We start from the raw sequence: 13483 nt of genomic DNA on the forward strand, positions 1-13483 counted from the left end.
ACAACACAGCCCACTCGGCATCCGAAAGCTCATGACGACGCACCACGACAAACATGATGCCTCATTACCTGACCACCTTTGAAGACGATCTCTAGCCGGGATTGCCCGGCGCCTCACACCGTGAGCGCCGCTGCACGGCAGCGTCCAGTTGGTGACCCCACGACTCGGGCAACGGCTGCCCCAGCGCCCAGGCGATCACGGCTTCCGCGATCATGTGCAGTTTGACGTTGATGTGCTGAGAGACCTCGCGGAGCACCTCGAACCCGGTGGCCGGCGGCATCCGGTAGGCCGCGGTGAGGACGCCGATGGCCTGGTCGACCGTCGCATGGGAGTCGACCGCGTGCTGCAGTTGGGCGTTCTCCTGCTCAAGACGGGCCACCGTGGCGTCACGCGTTCCGTCGGCCCGGGGCCGGTGTTCGCGCGAGGTCGTCATGACGGGTCTCCATGTAGGGGCAAGGCTTCCAGTACGCCTGCCCCGAACGGGAACAGCAAGACGCCCTCACTGTGCCGCGAAGATCACAGGTAATGCGCGGCGGGCTCTTCACCGATCACCGTCGGCGAAGAGCCCGAGAGGCTGTCTCCCCAACCCCTCCCCCGCCGAGTCCCCTGGCCTCCCCGCTCCACTCGCTCCGTACAACCAGGAGATGACCTCCGTTCGCAAGCGCTCATTGCTCCACCGCCTCTCTCGGACGTTAGGCGGCGCTGAACTCGTGGGCGGGTCCGCCGCGCCACTCCACCCACTGCGGGTCGTCCAGGATGGCCTCGGGATCGGCGACGCCGGCGCCTTCGAGGAACACGACCAGGTCGTGATCGCTGTAGGCGGTGCCGAGGATCTCGTCCCGGCCGTTGCTGTGCACGGTGACTCTCCGGCCGCCCGAGATGGAGCGCTGGTGCACGACGATCGGCGCGCTGGTCACGCTTTCCAGCGTGCCCCGGGCCGGTCCGGTGGGCGAGTCGGCCCGGGGCGTCAGGGACTGTCGCCACCCCAGTCCCAGCGGTTTCGCTCGCCGGGGCGCGGGTCGTACAGGGCCCGGCCGCCGGGGCCGAACTGCCCGAGCTCGGTCATCAGCGCGACGCCGGTCTGGATCTCGTCCGCTGTCCAGCCGGTGATGTCGAGCAGCAGGCGTCCAGCGGGCCGCCGACCAGTTCTGCGTAGTCGCGGTGCGGCAGCGGGCCCGGGTGGTCGTGGTCGGTGCCGTAGACCCGGCCGCGCAGCAGCTGCTCGTCATCACCGTCCATCCGTTCAGCCGCCATTGACAGCCGGGTCCGGTCGCGTCACCTGCGGAAGCGGGAGAGCCAGGTTCCGCCGGCCTTCTGCTCGGGCACGCCCTGGCCCTGCTCTTCATGCCGGTGCTCGCCCGGCCAGGCTTGCTGAAGGTCGGCGACGAACCGCCGGTTGCAGCCCCCGCACAGGTGCGGGCGGAGCTCCGGGGAAGCGCCCCAGCCGACGCGCTCGGTTACCTTCCACCGCTCGTCGGTGAACGAGGCACCGCACTCGGTGCAGACAGGACGGTGAGGCGAGCGCTGGAAGCTCTGCTGCTCTGCCCCACGACGCACCGGCTCCCGGTGCTCTTGCTTGGCAGCAGCGTGGCGTTCGGCGGCGAGGGCCTTTTGCTTGCAGTCGTCGCACAGGTGCGGGTGGGAGTCCTTCGGGGCTCCCCAGTCGGTCACCTGGGCGACCTCCCAGCGTTCGTCGGTGAACCTCGCCCCGCAGCCGGCGCAGACGGGGCGGCGGACCTCACGCTCGGCTGCCTTCTTCGCCGCCTGCTCCTGGGCTGCCCGCCGCACCTGTGCCTGGTACTCCTCCTGGTGGGCCTTGGCTTCTTCCCGGGCGCGTGCGTCGGCCGCCTCACGGCGGGGATTGCCGATCGCTTCCCGCAGGGGCTGCTTGTGGTCGCGGCCGAAGCGGAGGAACACCGGTCCCTCCGGGCCGTGCTCGCGCAGCTGGTTCAGGCCGGTCGCGATGATCGGGATCCTCCCGTCGTAATGGTGGTAGCCGCCCTTCTGCCGCTGCCCCTGCCACAGGTGCCGGGTGAGTTCTGCCAGGCGCGGGACGGTGCGGTCGGGGTTGCGCTCGCCGACGCGGTTGAACACCAGCAGCACGGGCGGGTACGCCGCATCGCCGGACCAGGTGTCCGGAGCGCTCCAGCGGGTGCGCCACATCGGGCGCTCACGGCCGTCGGTGTCCTTCACCTCCCGCCTAAAGAACCGGGCGTACTTCTCCAGCTTGTCGGCGAGCTCCTCAGCACTCTCGTGGCAGTTGTCGACCTCAATGAACAACAGCGGCACCTGGTCCTGCGGTGCGGTGAGAACCAGGTCTGCCTGGGCGCCGCCCTTGCCGGGCGCGTTCCACGTGCCGGTGGCCGGCAGCGGGACCTCGGTCCGATACGAGGCGATGCTGCCGATGCCGTCCGGTGCGTCGACGGCCGCCTGGGCGGCGGCCTGGACGTGCGGCGGGTCGTCGGCGAGCTTGGCCATGTTCGGCTTCGGGCGCAGCATCGCGATCACGGTCTCGTTGACGGCCATCGGGTGGGAGGCACCGCTGGAGCCCGCGCCGCGCGCGGTGGGACCCATCTCCGTCACCGGGCGCCGCAGCTCGTAGCAGGCGGCCTCCAGGCCCTTGAGGGTCAGGTTCCGCAGGGAGTCCCCCGTCTCGGTGGAGCCGCCGTTCTCGGACAGGCCGTGCTTGCGCATGTCGGAGAGCGCGCCGGTGTGTGAGGCGGTGCGGGCCTGCTTCTGCTTCGACGGGGTCTCCTTGCCGGCGTGCCGGAAGCTCAGGTGCGGAGCGCCGATCCGCTGGATCTGATCGGCTGTGGCCACCTTCAGCGCCCCGAGCACGCGCAGCACGTCGCCGCGGTAGCTGTTCGTCGACCCCGCCGGGTTGTTCTTCCGCTTCCCCGCCATCAGCCCCGACCCTCCATCCGGTCGCGCACGGCCGCAGAGGGCGTCGGGCCCCCGAACCCGATGATCTCCTCCTCCACTGACATTCCCTTCAAGTACAAGAGGAGAGAAGAGGGTTGTGACGGCGCAGTTTTCGCGCCGATTCCCGCCCTGACAAGGGGTTTTCCCCCGACTCCGGGTGCCGGGTACCAAAGGGGGTTCCTGAGTGCCCTTCGAAGTGGGCACCCAAGGAGCCCTCTTGAGCTTGCCCGCCACGGGCTGGCCTTCCTCTGTGATCGGCCCGAGCGGTGCCGCTGCCCGGCCCTCGGGTGGGTGCTCGTCATCGTCTCGTCTCCTTCGCTGCCCCGGCCGGGGCGGTCGTTGCGAAGGAGCAGCGTGCAGGGGACCCCCTTGGCCGCAGTCTGACCGTTGCCGGTGGCAGGCGTGGACAAGGGGAAACGCGGCGGTGGTCGGGGCGGTAGCGGACCTGGACAAGGGGTCATGGTCGGGCTCGTGGTCGGGCCGACCACGGTGGACAAGGGGGCCGGGTTTGGCCCTTGCAGCCCGATTCATCCCATCCGGGCGGGGAGGGAGAGTTCTCTGTCCTCTGTCCCAGGCTGGCGGGCCGACCCTGCTGGGACGTCGTCGTGATCGGCACGGCGACCGTACGTCAGGAGCTGCCTGTGTCCCCCATCGTTCCCTCACTGCCCCCGCACCTGATCCAGCTCGGCTTCGACTACGTCTTGGCGGTGGAGGCCCAAGACGACGTCCAGGCCGCGCGGCTCGCGCCCGAGGTGGAGCAGTTGCCGGGACTGCTGCCGGGCATCGTGGAACTGATCGTCTTCCCCATGACCGCGTTGTCCGACGACACCGATCCCTGCGCCGACTCCTTCGTCCTGGACGAGGTCGGCGTCATCCACCTGATGGCGATCAGGGAGTGGGCCACCGACGCCCCCGCGGCTGCCGCGCCGGGGATCGCCCGCACCATCGCGCACTTCGTCGGCCAGGTCCTCGCCGACACACCGACGGACGTCGTCCAGGCTCTGCAGGCGCTGCGCGATGAGCAGGTGGAGCGGGCCCGTGCGGTAGCTCTGCACCGGTGACCGCACCACCGTGCGGGTGGGTGCGTACCGGTGCGGTGGTGCGCACCCACCCGGTACGCACCGAGTCCATCCGGTGCGCACCACACGATGCGCACCACCGTCCATCCGGTGCGCATCCACTCGGTGGGCGGTGCGCACCGGTGCGGCCGGCGCGCGGGAGTGGTGCGCATCGGGTGGATGCGCGGCATCGTCCCCGGCGAGGGCCTGCGGCTGTTGGTTTACCGCGGTAAACCAACAGCCGTGACGGGTGAACTGTCGGAGTCGCCTCCAGACTCGCGGCCAGTGTCTGGAATGATGCTCCACGCCCGCAGTACCGGAAAGTACGGGAAGCACACGGAGCATCGTATGCAAGCTGCTGTCTATGTCGTGTCAATCGACCCTCAGGCCTCCACGGTCTGGTGGGCAAATCGGATCACGAACCTCCCCTTCGACTTCTCCCAGGAGCATGAGACTCCCGAGAACCTGGCGGTCCTCAAGGACTCAGGCGCCAGGGTCGTCGTCATTGCCAACCAGAAGGGCGGCGTCGGCAAAACCACCGTCACCCTCAATCTCGGTGCAGTCGTCGCCGACGTCCTGAAGGGCTCCGGTCAGCTTCAGTACGTCTTCATCGACACTCCCGGCAGCCTTCAGGACGAAAACCTCCTCCGTGAGGCACTGAAGTACGCCCACGAAGTCCTCATCCCCATGCCGCCGGAGCCCCTCGCCTTCGACCCGACCGCCCGCACGATCGCGAAGGTCATCGAACCCACCGGACTGCCGTACAGGGTCCTCGTCAACAACTGGGATCCCCGCGACGGCAAGGCAGACCTCGAGGAAACCCGCGACTACATCAGCGCGCAGGGCTGGCCGACCCTCGAGTCCGTGATAAGGCGCTACAAGGTCCACACCCGGGCATCCGTCGAGGGCAGGGTCGTCACTCAATACGAGGAGAACCGCCCTTCCTACAAGGCTCGTGAGGATTTCTACCGCCTCGCTATCGAACTCGGTTACGGAGGTGGCCGCTGATGGGCCGCCGCACCAGCCTCGCTTCCCTCGCTGGCGCGAAGGTCGAAGATGTCCCCGGCCGGGGTGACGCAGTCCTCCTCTCGCTGCCGCTGGACAAGCTGCACTGCACCCGCTTCAACCCGCGTCGCAACTTCGGTACCGAGGCCGAACTGCGCGAGTTCGGGGAGAAGCTGAAGAAGGAACAGCTCCAGCCTGCGGTCGTCGTATCGCGCACGGCCTACCTCAAGCTGTGGCCCGGTGAAGCCGAGCGTGTCGGGGCAGCCTCCTACGTCATCGCCAACGGGGAGCGCCGGTACCGCGCGTCCAAGCTCATCGGACTGCAGGCCCTCGAGGTCGTCCACCGCGAAGACGTCGCCAGGTCCAAAGCCGACTTCCTTGATGCGGTCCAGTCCGAGAACAACGACCGCAAGGACCTGGATCCCATCGAGCGGGCAATTGCCATCGAAACTATGGTCACCGAACTCGGCGGTGCCGATCAGGTGGCCGCCTACTACGGCAAGACCAAGGGGTGGGTCAGCCAGCAACGCAAGCTACTCAAGCTGGCTCCGGACCTGCAGGACTTGGTGAGTTCCGGGGAACTGCCCGTACGGGTGGCCCGGGAGATCGCCGGTCTGCCGCAGGGGGCACAGGCAACCGCCTGGAAGGACGAACTGGAGCGGCGGCGTGTGGAGAAGCAAGCCGCTGCTCAGTTGCGCGCTCAGGCTCAGGCCACGCCAACACCACCGCAGACACAGCCTCCTGCGGAAGCCGCGTCGCAGCAGGCCTCGAACGCAGCGCTGTTTACCGCGGTAAACCAGAACCCAGCGGATACAGCATCCGCTCAGGAACCCGATGCAACGCCGGGAAGCCGGTTTACCGCGGTAAACCGGAACGGAGGGACCGAGAGCTCATCCCCCAGCGTGCTTGATTCGACTCCGGTCCCCAGCCCACGGCGTGACCATGCCGATGAAGCTGCTGCCTCCACGGCCCAAGGGGACGACGGACAACCTCGTCGACTTCCGTACGACGACGCCTTCTCCGTGGTCACCCACCTGCACCTCAAGATGGAGCCAGCAGTCTTCGCTGATGGTGCTCGTGTGTGGCTGAGGATTTTGCGCGAGCAGCATCCCGACGCGTATGGCGCGCTGCTGCAGGAGCTGACCCAGCAGGAGCAACAGTCGGCCTGACGCAAATGGCAGGCCTGGAACGCAAGAAGCGGCCCCTCGCCCCGGGTAGTCCCGGGGCGAGGGGCCGCTTCGTGGTCAGGGAGCTTTGGTGGCGAGAGTGTCGTCGATGAGTATCTCGGGGGCGGGATCGGCGGTGGAGCGCGCCGTGGCGACCTTGTCGATGGCGGGGGCGAGGGCGTCGTAGGCCCGGCCGGAGATAGCCTCCTAGTCGGGGAGGTCGGGTCCCATCCGCCAGGGTGAGCGTCCTGGTCCAGCTGATCGAGGTACGTGACGAGCTGGGCGCCGGTGAGCGTGACGCGGACCGTCCCCCGCTGTCCGCGCGGGCCGTCGGCGGGGGTTGTCGTGACCTTCTCCAGCCCGTCCGGACGGATGGCCTCCCAGACGTCCTTGTTGCAGACGATGGACAGGGAGCCGATGCCGCGGCCTTCTTCATGCGGCTGTCGTGATGGGGCGGGGGCGGGGACTGCGTCGACGCGCCGCACACGGTGAGCGTCAGGACGACGGTCAGGGCGGTGGCGGCCAGGGCGGCAGTGCGGCGGATCTTCTGCGCTGTCTCCCACTCGATGGATCATGCGCCCAGACGCCGACTCCCCATTGGGGAGTGATGCCCGCTAGCCAGTCCTGCCAAGGGTGTTGACGCTCTCGAACCCCGGAAACAAAAAAAGCCCTGCCCCCGGCGTGTGCTGGGGGCAGGGCTTCAGGGGTGGAGCGTTGCCGGTCAGGGAGCCCAGGTTGCGGGCACGGTCCCGTGGTCGGGGCTGGGGATCGCTGATGAGGTCGACCTGGCGGCGGGGTGTCGCATGACGGTGATCGGGATGGCGCCGGGCTCGGTGCCGGGGGCGTAGATCAGGCGCCAGGTGTTCTCCCATTCGCATCCGCAGGGGTGCTCGGGGTGCGGATGCCGGAGGATCACCGCGTTCGTGTGGACGGCGCGCGGAATGCGGGGAATGACTTCTGCCGGGTCGTCGCCTGGGTAGAGGTGAAGGTTCCGCCAACCGTGGACGCGGTCCATGTAGGAGGTCGCGGCCTCGATGACGGCGGACCACATCTGATGCCCGAGGGCGACGAAGGCGGCCGGGTAGGCGTCATCGTCGGCCGGCCCTCCGATGCCGGTGATGTGCAGGCCGCTGTAGGCGAGGAAGCCGTACTCCTTGACGTCCTCGCCGGGGGTCCATATCCCTTCGGCGGGGACCATCGTGCCGTCGTCGGCCTCGCTGGTCTCGATCTCGTACAGGCCCGTGGTCACGCCGGCACCGCCCGGGCGATGGCGGCCGCCAGGAGCACGGCGGCGTCGGTCACGTACGGGTCGTCGTAAGCCTCGTGGTCGCTGACGTCGAACGGCGCCGCCTTCGCGGTGACCGTGAATCCCGGGACGACGGTGGCCGCCTTGCCCGCCAACTCGGTGTTGAGGCGGTCGGCATCGTGGCCAGCGATCCAGGTCTGGAAGTAGGGACCGAGGCGGAGCAGCGTGTAGCCGGTGCCGTCGCTGCGGCGTGCTTCGACGTGGACACCGTAGTTCGCCGGGGCCATGCCGACGTCGTCTGGGAGGTCCAGGCCCGCCGCTGCGTGGGTGAGCGGCTCGTAGGCCGGATTCCACACACCAAGGATGTCGATCGTCTCGCAGCGCAGCCAGCCCAGCTTCCGGTAGCGCTCGCCGTAGGGCGTGTACGAGCCGCCGGGGTGTTGCAGGGCGACTGCGATCACGTCGGGCCCGTGGTCGTCGCCCGGGCGCGGGTGGGCACGTTCTACGAACGGGCCGACCCGGACGGCGAGGTCCTGGCACTGGCCGGGGGTCCAGGGCTCCGGGTCGCGCAAGGCGGCGAGCAACGCGCGGAACTGGTCGACGGCGGCCTGGTCCTCGAGGGAGAGGGTGCCGGGCGCGTGGCCGCATCGGCGGAAGAGACGCTTCATCGGGTGACCTCCTGCTTGGCGGTGGGGTGGGCGGTGCCGTTGTCGGGTGCCTTGAGCACGCGCGGCAGATGGCGGTGAAGGTGCTCGACTTCGACTTCGCGGCCGCGGTCGCGAAGTGCTCGGGCAAGGAGTTCTGTGAGGCCGCATGCACGGTGCTTGCCGCCTGCGCAGCCGACTGCGATGCGGCGAGGGCCGGCGGGAAGGTTCGCGTAGTCGGCGAGGTTGGCGAGCAGCTCGCGAGCGCCGGGGGTGTTCAGGACGACGTCCTGAACACGGGGGTTGAGGCCGTCGAGGTCGAGGATGTCGCGGGCGGCGGCAGGGTCGCGGAGCCAGTCGCGGACGTCCTCGATCCGGTCGGCGGCGGGCGGGACGGGCTGGCCGTCCGGGCCGGTGGGCAGGTGCAGGTAGCCGAACGAGATCAGACGGATCGGATGCAAGGGTGCCTCCTGCTCGGTGGTGAAGGGCTGGAACATGCGGAGCGCCGCACCCGGCCGGGAAGGGCGGGCGCGGCGCTCCGGGGGTGGGTGGCTACTGGGTGGTGGTGTCGGTGACCACGAGGAACTGGTCGCTGCGCAGGTCCATCACGACCCGCGCGTCCGTCGTGCCCTGGGCGCGCTGGGCGGCTGCGTACTCTTCCGCCGGCCACGAGCCGCGGGGGCCTCCAGCGGGGAACCGCTCAAGGACGGTGCGGGGCTGAGGGGTGGCCGTGGCCATCACGCGTCACCGCCGTTCACGCGCTCGTGGATGTCGATCAGGGTGGCTATGGCGTCGGGGTTGTCCGCCAGGCCGACCCACTGCCCTTGCGCGGTGAAGACGGGCACGGCGTCGGTGTCGGCGTCGAAGATGACGCAGTAGTCGCCGTACCGGTCCATCACCGTCTCGCGCAGGACCGGGATGAGCGCGGTGTCCAGGACCTCCAGGGCGTCGACGGTGAGCCGGGCGGGCGCGCCGGGTGCCGGCGGCCGGGCCAGGGTGCCGGTGACGCGCAGCAGGTCGCCGGGCTGTATGCCGGTCAGCAGCTCCCGGGTGATCCGAGAGTCTCCGCTGGTGCAGGCCACGACCGTGTCGGGGGCGTCCTTGGCGACGGTGTCCGCGTTGGCGGGTCGGACGACCAGGTCGAAGGTGGCGGTGCCGCGCGGGCCGGGGGCGGGTATGGCGTCGACCCAGCCGTCGACGGCGCAGTGCTTGGTGTCCATCAGCTGGCCTCCGCCAGGGTCTCGGTGGTGCGAGGGGAGCGGGGTCGGGTGGTGCGCTGGGCGAGGTCCAGCAGCTCGCGGTTGCGCCGCTGTTGGGCGGGCGTGAGCGGCCGGGCCTGCGCGCCGTGGCGGTGCCAGAGCGGGGAAGCGGGCGGCTCGGGATAGGCGAGGGCGTGGTCGACGTCGCGTTGGGTGCTGCTCATGGAAGTCCTCCAGGTGGAGGTCAGGAGTGGTCGCCTTGGCCCTTGGACTTGGGCTTCGGCGTGAGGTCGGAGGCGAACCGCCCGCGGCGGGCCTCAACGGGGTTGGCGGTGATCCAGTCCTCAGCGCACGCCTTGTGCACGGGCTCGCCGGAGTGGGAGCGCATGGGCGTGGGCCGGCCGCACAGCGTGCAGGCGAGGTCCTGCCAGCGGTCGAAGTTGGGGGTTGTCGCGCCAGACGAGAAGCTCACCGGGAGCCGGGATCAGGCCCGGCTCGAACGGCGGCTTCTCCTTCTTGCGTTGCGTGCTCACGGCCGGAAGCCGGGGAGTTGCTGGAACACCTGCGCCACCAGGTCCGGCTTCGGCTTCCAGGCCGGAAGCGCGCCCGTAGCGTTCACGGGCAGGGCGAGCTCCTGGACGTCGGCGAGGACCAGGTGGTGCACGCCGCGCTGCGCCCAGGGACTGGTGCACTTGCCGGGCCCCTGGTCGGGGTGGCAGTCGGTGAGGCGGGCGACTCCGATGACCGCGCCCCGGTGCAGTCCGCGGCCGCGGATCGCGGTGGCGACCAGCGGGTCGCGCAGGGCGGGGCTCTCCAGCTTCAGCCCGGCGTGGATCATGATCCAGCCTCGCCACGGCCAGTTCACGGGCCTGTTTTCCGGGGTCTTCCCGGCGAGGATGCAGGTCGCCCAGGGCTGGCGGATCGTGATGCCGCAGATCCAGTCGCCCTCGGGCAGGGTGGCGATGCTCATGCTGCGCTCACCACCGGGTGGGCGGTGCCGAGCCGCCCGGCGCGACGTCCGTTGACGCTCGCGGCGTTGGCGTGCTCGATCGTGGCCTGGACGGCCGCGCCGGTCTCCTTGCTCTCGTACATGGCGCCGTCGGCGGCGCGCATCAGCCGGGACCGGTCGCGGGTGCCGATGACGTCCGGCGTGGCGTGACCGATCGCCACGGCGACCGGCAGCACCTGGCCGTGCTCGGTGGTGATCGGCTCCCGCAGGGCCTGATGGAGCTGGGTCATGCGGATCGTGCGGCGGCCGGGGGCGATCCGGGCGGCGACGATGAACTCGTCTCCCCCGTCGCCTCCGAGCCGTCCGACGATGCCGTGGCTGCCCGCCCACTGGATGACCCGGGCAGCGGTGCGCGCCAGGATCAAGTCGCCGACGTCGTGTCCGAAGCGGTCGTTGTACTGCTTGAAGTCGTTGACGTCGCAGACGGCGAGCAGGGCCTGGTCGCCGTAGCGGGTGAGGAACCGCTGGATGCGCGGCTCGAAGCTGTCGCGGCGCAAGGCTCCGGTGAGCGGGTCGCGGCTGCTGGCGGCCAGGCGGCGGTGCATCGCGATGGTGTGCACGGTCCAGCCGGTCAACGGCAGTGCTGCGGTGGTCATAAGGAGGGTGCGCTGGCCGATCCGGCCCTGAACGCGCAGGACGGAGTCCATACTGAGGATCTCCCTCTCGTCTCGTACGGGTTGGGTGGGCCCGGGACAGGCGAACTGGTTTGGACGCCTTGAGCGCCTGTCCCGGGGCGGAGCTACAGCGCGAAGTCGCTGCGGGTGGTCCAGCTGACAACGGTGTTGTGCCAGAGGCCGGCCTTCGCGGCGGGCCACTCCGGCTCCCAGCCGGGCCGAAGCCCGCGCGCTCCCCAGTTGTCCGGCTGCTTGCCGGGTATCTCGAGTCCGGCCTTCTGTGCGGCGAGCGCGGCGTCGTACACCTCGTGCGCGCGCCGCAGGGCCGCATTGGGGGAGTCGGCCTCGCCGGTGAAGACGTGCAGACCCTTGCGGGCCGGGTTGGTGGTGTCGTGCATCGGGACGTCTACCTCGTAGATACGCAGGTGCATGACGTCCAGCTCCTCTCTGCTCGGGGTTGAGGGACCACCGCGACCGCCCCGGCCTCCGTCGTGCAGGGAGGCCGGGGCGGCACGGAGCGTCCATCACGCCGGGGAGGACGGGCGGTCAGAACTCCAGTTGGATCGTGATGGGCCGCCGGGGATCACCGGCGTTTGTGTGGACGGTGCGGCGGTGCGCGGCGAGGCCGGTGCACCCGCCCTGGATCGGCAGGTGGCACTCCGGGCAGCCGCGCCACCACTCATCCCCGGTCGGAAGGTCAGCCGGGGTGAGCGGGTGGGGGTGCGGTCCGTCGGCGGCGCGGCTCAAGCGACCGCATCCGCGAACTGCGCCTGGAGGTCCGCGCGGCCCTCGGGGTCGTCGTCCTGGTCGTCGTCGGCGCTGTCGCCGTGGACTGTGCAGACGAGATCCGGATCGCTGTCCATGGCGCCGGTCAGCGCCTTGTGCAGGTCGGTGACCGAGTAGACCGGCGCCCACGCCTGCCCGGCGCACTCCGGGTCGACGGGGCACGGCAGCAGAACGTCGAAGCCGAAGTCGCCCTCGCCGTCGACGTCGGCGCGGTAGGCAAGGGTGAGGTACTGCTGCCCGAGGCGGATCTCCGCGACGCGGTCCTGGCCGGTCACCAGGTCCGAGCCCGGCCGCCACCGCCACAGCGGCAGGATCGCCGGGCCGAAGAACCGGCGGACCAGGAGAAGGTCACCCAGTCCGTTGCCGCCGTCCCGCCCGAGGTCGGCCTCCCGGCGCTCGGAAAGCCGCTTCAGCAGCGGCTCCAGGCGGTACAGGTTGTCGGCGAAGACGATGGTGTTGAAGCCTTCGGCGGACAGCTGCTGGTGCGAGTACGTCATCGCCTTGTGCCGGGCGCGGACGACGTCCTCGGGCACGCGCCGGTTGGCCGGGCGCGAGTGCTGCCGTTCCAGGCACACCGACAGCGGCGTGGGGACGATGACCGCGACCGTCGGCATGCCGTGCCGCTTGGCGGCCATCACCAGCTCCACCCTGATGGGCTGCTCGCAATTGGTCGCGTCGATCACCGTGTTGAGTCCCCGGGCTATCCTGCGCTCCAGGATCAGCTTGAGGACGTCGGCCGCGTCACCGGTCGCGTCCTGCCGACCAGGGTCGTCACCGACCACGCCCCGCAGATCATCGAGGGAGAGGACCTGGGAGGCCGGCCAGGTGCGGGCGAGCGTGGACTTGCCCGCGCCGGAGGCACCGATCAGCACGATGAGCCCGTTCTCGGGCAGGTCCGGGTACAGCACCGTCATGCGTCGTCTCCTTGCGGGTGAAGGGAGCGGGCCGCCCAGTTCAGGCGCTGTCCGGCGTTGTCGGTGATCAGGGCGGCGGCCTCGTGCAGGTAGCAGGAGGCGTCGCCGTCGCGGTCGGGCTCGATCTGCTCCGCCCGGCGTGCGGCGGTGCTCACCAGCTGCGCGAGGGCGGGGAAGACGCCGCCTGGCACGTCGATGTCCTCCTGGAGCTCGCGCAGGATCGCGGCGAGCTCGCGGGCGTCGATGTCGTCGGCTTTCAGGTCGTCCTCGATCTGCTGGAGGGCGAGCTGGGCAATGCCGAGCGAGCCGCGCACCCGCTCCAATCGGGTGCGGGAGCGGCCGGTCACTGGGTCGTCGCCTTGGTGGTGGCGATGAGGGCGGCGAGCGTCTCCCAGCCGTGATGCCATGCGCTGTCGAGGCAGTACGCGCCGTTGATTCCATGGTCGGCCAGGCGCCAGAAGTCGCCCTTGCCGGTCTTCGTGGCGAGCGTCTCCAAAAGGCCGTCCGGCACCCTGCGGTCCGCGGCGTAGTGCGTGGCGAAGGACAGGGCGAGCGCGGCCGCGGCGGCGCCGGGGTGCAGCCGGATGCCCAGGACCCGGGCGCCGGCTCCGACCGCGAGGGCCTGGGTGGCGGTGTAGGTCAGGCAGTGCCAGGCGCATGCCTTGATGCCGTCGGCCGTGCCGTGGACGGTCGACTCGTCATCCGGGCTGGCGGCGAAGTGGACGGGCTTGTCGTCGGTGGCGCCCTTGACCCGGGCGCAGTAGTTGGATTGCACGAAATGATCACCGATGTTGGACCCGGCGCGACCCAAGCCGAGGACGGCGGCGAAGAGGGCGGAGCGATGCGTCATGCTGGAGTTCTCCTGATCTCGCAGAGGGTGAAGGGGAGTTGGGGCGGCTGGCGCGACACGAGCGCGACAG

19 protein-coding genes and 1 pseudogene are annotated in these 13483 nt (G+C 70.1%); 3 read left to right on the forward strand and 17 right to left on the reverse strand.

The features are described from left to right. Positions 1-91: 91 nt before the first annotated feature. The 4 genes and pseudogenes from ACIRPU_RS40515 to ACIRPU_RS40530 form a co-directional block, all read right to left on the reverse strand. The gene (locus tag ACIRPU_RS40515) at positions 92-433 is read right to left on the reverse strand and encodes an ANTAR domain-containing protein (RefSeq protein ID WP_403877059.1); all 342 of its coding nucleotides are present in this window, start codon (positions 431-433) and stop codon (positions 92-94) included. 259 nt (positions 434-692) lie between these two features. Beyond that, positions 693-917 (reverse strand): hypothetical protein, encoded by a 225-nt coding sequence (locus tag ACIRPU_RS40520; RefSeq protein ID WP_403877062.1) that lies wholly within the window; start codon positions 915-917, stop codon positions 693-695. Positions 918-967: 50 nt separating this feature from the next. Beyond that, a pseudogene (locus ACIRPU_RS40525) lies at positions 968-1239 on the reverse strand (hypothetical protein). 36 nt (positions 1240-1275) lie between these two features. Continuing rightward, positions 1276-2904 (reverse strand): replication-relaxation family protein, encoded by a 1629-nt coding sequence (locus ACIRPU_RS40530; RefSeq protein ID WP_403877065.1) that lies wholly within the window; start codon positions 2902-2904, stop codon positions 1276-1278. Positions 2905-3563: 659 nt separating this feature from the next. On the opposite strand from ACIRPU_RS40530, the gene ACIRPU_RS40535 reads away from it, so the two are divergent. The 3 genes from ACIRPU_RS40535 (at position 3564) to ACIRPU_RS40545 (ending at position 6154) form a co-directional block, all read left to right on the forward strand. Then, positions 3564-3983: a hypothetical protein gene (locus tag ACIRPU_RS40535; RefSeq protein ID WP_403877068.1), complete on the forward strand. Its 420-nt coding sequence runs from the start codon at positions 3564-3566 to the stop codon at positions 3981-3983. 87 nt (positions 3984-4070) lie between these two features. After that, a complete protein-coding gene (locus tag ACIRPU_RS40540; RefSeq protein ID WP_403877071.1) occupies positions 4071-4988 on the forward strand; it encodes a ParA family protein in 918 nt (305 codons plus the stop codon). Next, entirely contained in the window at positions 4988-6154 is a 1167-nt protein-coding gene (locus ACIRPU_RS40545; protein ID WP_403877074.1) for a ParB/RepB/Spo0J family partition protein, read from the forward strand. The genes ACIRPU_RS40540 and ACIRPU_RS40545 overlap by 1 nt, the downstream gene beginning before the upstream one ends. A gap of 718 nt (positions 6155-6872) precedes the next feature. Here the strand turns inward: ACIRPU_RS40545 and ACIRPU_RS40550 are convergent. From ACIRPU_RS40550 to ACIRPU_RS40610, 13 genes are all read right to left on the reverse strand, one after another. Then, a complete protein-coding gene (locus tag ACIRPU_RS40550) occupies positions 6873-7400 on the reverse strand; it encodes a hypothetical protein (protein WP_403877077.1) in 528 nt (175 codons plus the stop codon). Continuing rightward, on the reverse strand, positions 7397-8065 hold the full coding sequence (locus ACIRPU_RS40555) for a hypothetical protein (protein WP_355707090.1): 669 nt from the start codon (positions 8063-8065) through the stop codon (positions 7397-7399). The genes ACIRPU_RS40550 and ACIRPU_RS40555 overlap by 4 nt, the downstream gene beginning before the upstream one ends. Further along, a complete protein-coding gene (locus ACIRPU_RS40560) occupies positions 8062-8538 on the reverse strand; it encodes a hypothetical protein (RefSeq protein ID WP_403877081.1) in 477 nt (158 codons plus the stop codon). The genes ACIRPU_RS40555 and ACIRPU_RS40560 overlap by 4 nt, the downstream gene beginning before the upstream one ends. 55 nt (positions 8539-8593) lie before the next feature. After that, the gene (locus tag ACIRPU_RS40565; protein WP_355707088.1) at positions 8594-8779 is read right to left on the reverse strand and encodes a hypothetical protein; all 186 of its coding nucleotides are present in this window, start codon (positions 8777-8779) and stop codon (positions 8594-8596) included. Next, entirely contained in the window at positions 8779-9261 is a 483-nt protein-coding gene (locus tag ACIRPU_RS40570; protein WP_355707087.1) for a hypothetical protein, read from the reverse strand. Before ACIRPU_RS40570 ends, ACIRPU_RS40565 begins: the two co-directional genes overlap by 1 nt. Beyond that, a complete protein-coding gene (locus ACIRPU_RS40575; RefSeq protein ID WP_355707086.1) occupies positions 9261-9464 on the reverse strand; it encodes a hypothetical protein in 204 nt (67 codons plus the stop codon). The genes ACIRPU_RS40570 and ACIRPU_RS40575 overlap by 1 nt, the downstream gene beginning before the upstream one ends. Before the next feature lie 20 nt (positions 9465-9484). Beyond that, positions 9485-9712: a hypothetical protein gene (locus tag ACIRPU_RS40580; protein WP_403877086.1), complete on the reverse strand. Its 228-nt coding sequence runs from the start codon at positions 9710-9712 to the stop codon at positions 9485-9487. Positions 9713-9769: 57 nt separating this feature from the next. Next, the gene (locus tag ACIRPU_RS40585; protein WP_403877089.1) at positions 9770-10210 is read right to left on the reverse strand and encodes a hypothetical protein; all 441 of its coding nucleotides are present in this window, start codon (positions 10208-10210) and stop codon (positions 9770-9772) included. Then, positions 10207-10896 (reverse strand): GGDEF domain-containing protein, encoded by a 690-nt coding sequence (locus ACIRPU_RS40590; RefSeq protein ID WP_403877092.1) that lies wholly within the window; start codon positions 10894-10896, stop codon positions 10207-10209. The genes ACIRPU_RS40585 and ACIRPU_RS40590 overlap by 4 nt, the downstream gene beginning before the upstream one ends. Positions 10897-10988: 92 nt before the next feature. After that, the gene (locus tag ACIRPU_RS40595) at positions 10989-11294 is read right to left on the reverse strand and encodes a hypothetical protein (protein WP_355707082.1); all 306 of its coding nucleotides are present in this window, start codon (positions 11292-11294) and stop codon (positions 10989-10991) included. Positions 11295-11606: 312 nt separating this feature from the next. Further along, positions 11607-12563: an AAA family ATPase gene (locus tag ACIRPU_RS40600; protein ID WP_403877095.1), complete on the reverse strand. Its 957-nt coding sequence runs from the start codon at positions 12561-12563 to the stop codon at positions 11607-11609. After that, positions 12560-12910 (reverse strand): hypothetical protein, encoded by a 351-nt coding sequence (locus tag ACIRPU_RS40605; RefSeq protein WP_355707080.1) that lies wholly within the window; start codon positions 12908-12910, stop codon positions 12560-12562. Before ACIRPU_RS40605 ends, ACIRPU_RS40600 begins: the two co-directional genes overlap by 4 nt. Beyond that, the gene (locus ACIRPU_RS40610; protein WP_403877099.1) at positions 12907-13413 is read right to left on the reverse strand and encodes a hypothetical protein; all 507 of its coding nucleotides are present in this window, start codon (positions 13411-13413) and stop codon (positions 12907-12909) included. Before ACIRPU_RS40610 ends, ACIRPU_RS40605 begins: the two co-directional genes overlap by 4 nt. Positions 13414-13483 lie beyond the last annotated feature (70 nt).

The organism is Streptomyces sp. NPDC102259 (assembly GCF_044766465.1).
Lineage (GTDB): Bacteria > Actinomycetota > Actinomycetes > Streptomycetales > Streptomycetaceae > Streptomyces.

Coding starts and splice junctions, on each gene's coding strand:
- ACIRPU_RS40530 (WP_403877065.1), bottom strand. CDS start 2,904: ATGGCGGGGAAGCGGAAGAACAACCCGGCGGGGTCGACGAACAGCTAC.
- ACIRPU_RS40570 (WP_355707087.1), bottom strand. CDS start 9,261: ATGGACACCAAGCACTGCGCCGTCGACGGCTGGGTCGACGCCATACCC.
- ACIRPU_RS40590 (WP_403877092.1), bottom strand. CDS start 10,896: ATGGACTCCGTCCTGCGCGTTCAGGGCCGGATCGGCCAGCGCACCCTC.
- ACIRPU_RS40560 (WP_403877081.1), bottom strand. CDS start 8,538: ATGTTCCAGCCCTTCACCACCGAGCAGGAGGCACCCTTGCATCCGATC.
- ACIRPU_RS40600 (WP_403877095.1), bottom strand. CDS start 12,563: ATGACGGTGCTGTACCCGGACCTGCCCGAGAACGGGCTCATCGTGCTG.
- ACIRPU_RS40565 (WP_355707088.1), bottom strand. CDS start 8,779: ATGGCCACGGCCACCCCTCAGCCCCGCACCGTCCTTGAGCGGTTCCCC.
- ACIRPU_RS40595 (WP_355707082.1), bottom strand. CDS start 11,294: ATGCACCTGCGTATCTACGAGGTAGACGTCCCGATGCACGACACCACC.
- ACIRPU_RS40540 (WP_403877071.1), top strand. CDS start 4,071: ATGCGCACCACCGTCCATCCGGTGCGCATCCACTCGGTGGGCGGTGCG.
- ACIRPU_RS40555 (WP_355707090.1), bottom strand. CDS start 8,065: ATGAAGCGTCTCTTCCGCCGATGCGGCCACGCGCCCGGCACCCTCTCC.
- ACIRPU_RS40545 (WP_403877074.1), top strand. CDS start 4,988: ATGGGCCGCCGCACCAGCCTCGCTTCCCTCGCTGGCGCGAAGGTCGAA.
- ACIRPU_RS40575 (WP_355707086.1), bottom strand. CDS start 9,464: ATGAGCAGCACCCAACGCGACGTCGACCACGCCCTCGCCTATCCCGAG.
- ACIRPU_RS40610 (WP_403877099.1), bottom strand. CDS start 13,413: ATGACGCATCGCTCCGCCCTCTTCGCCGCCGTCCTCGGCTTGGGTCGC.
- ACIRPU_RS40515 (WP_403877059.1), bottom strand. CDS start 433: ATGACGACCTCGCGCGAACACCGGCCCCGGGCCGACGGAACGCGTGAC.
- ACIRPU_RS40585 (WP_403877089.1), bottom strand. CDS start 10,210: ATGAGCATCGCCACCCTGCCCGAGGGCGACTGGATCTGCGGCATCACG.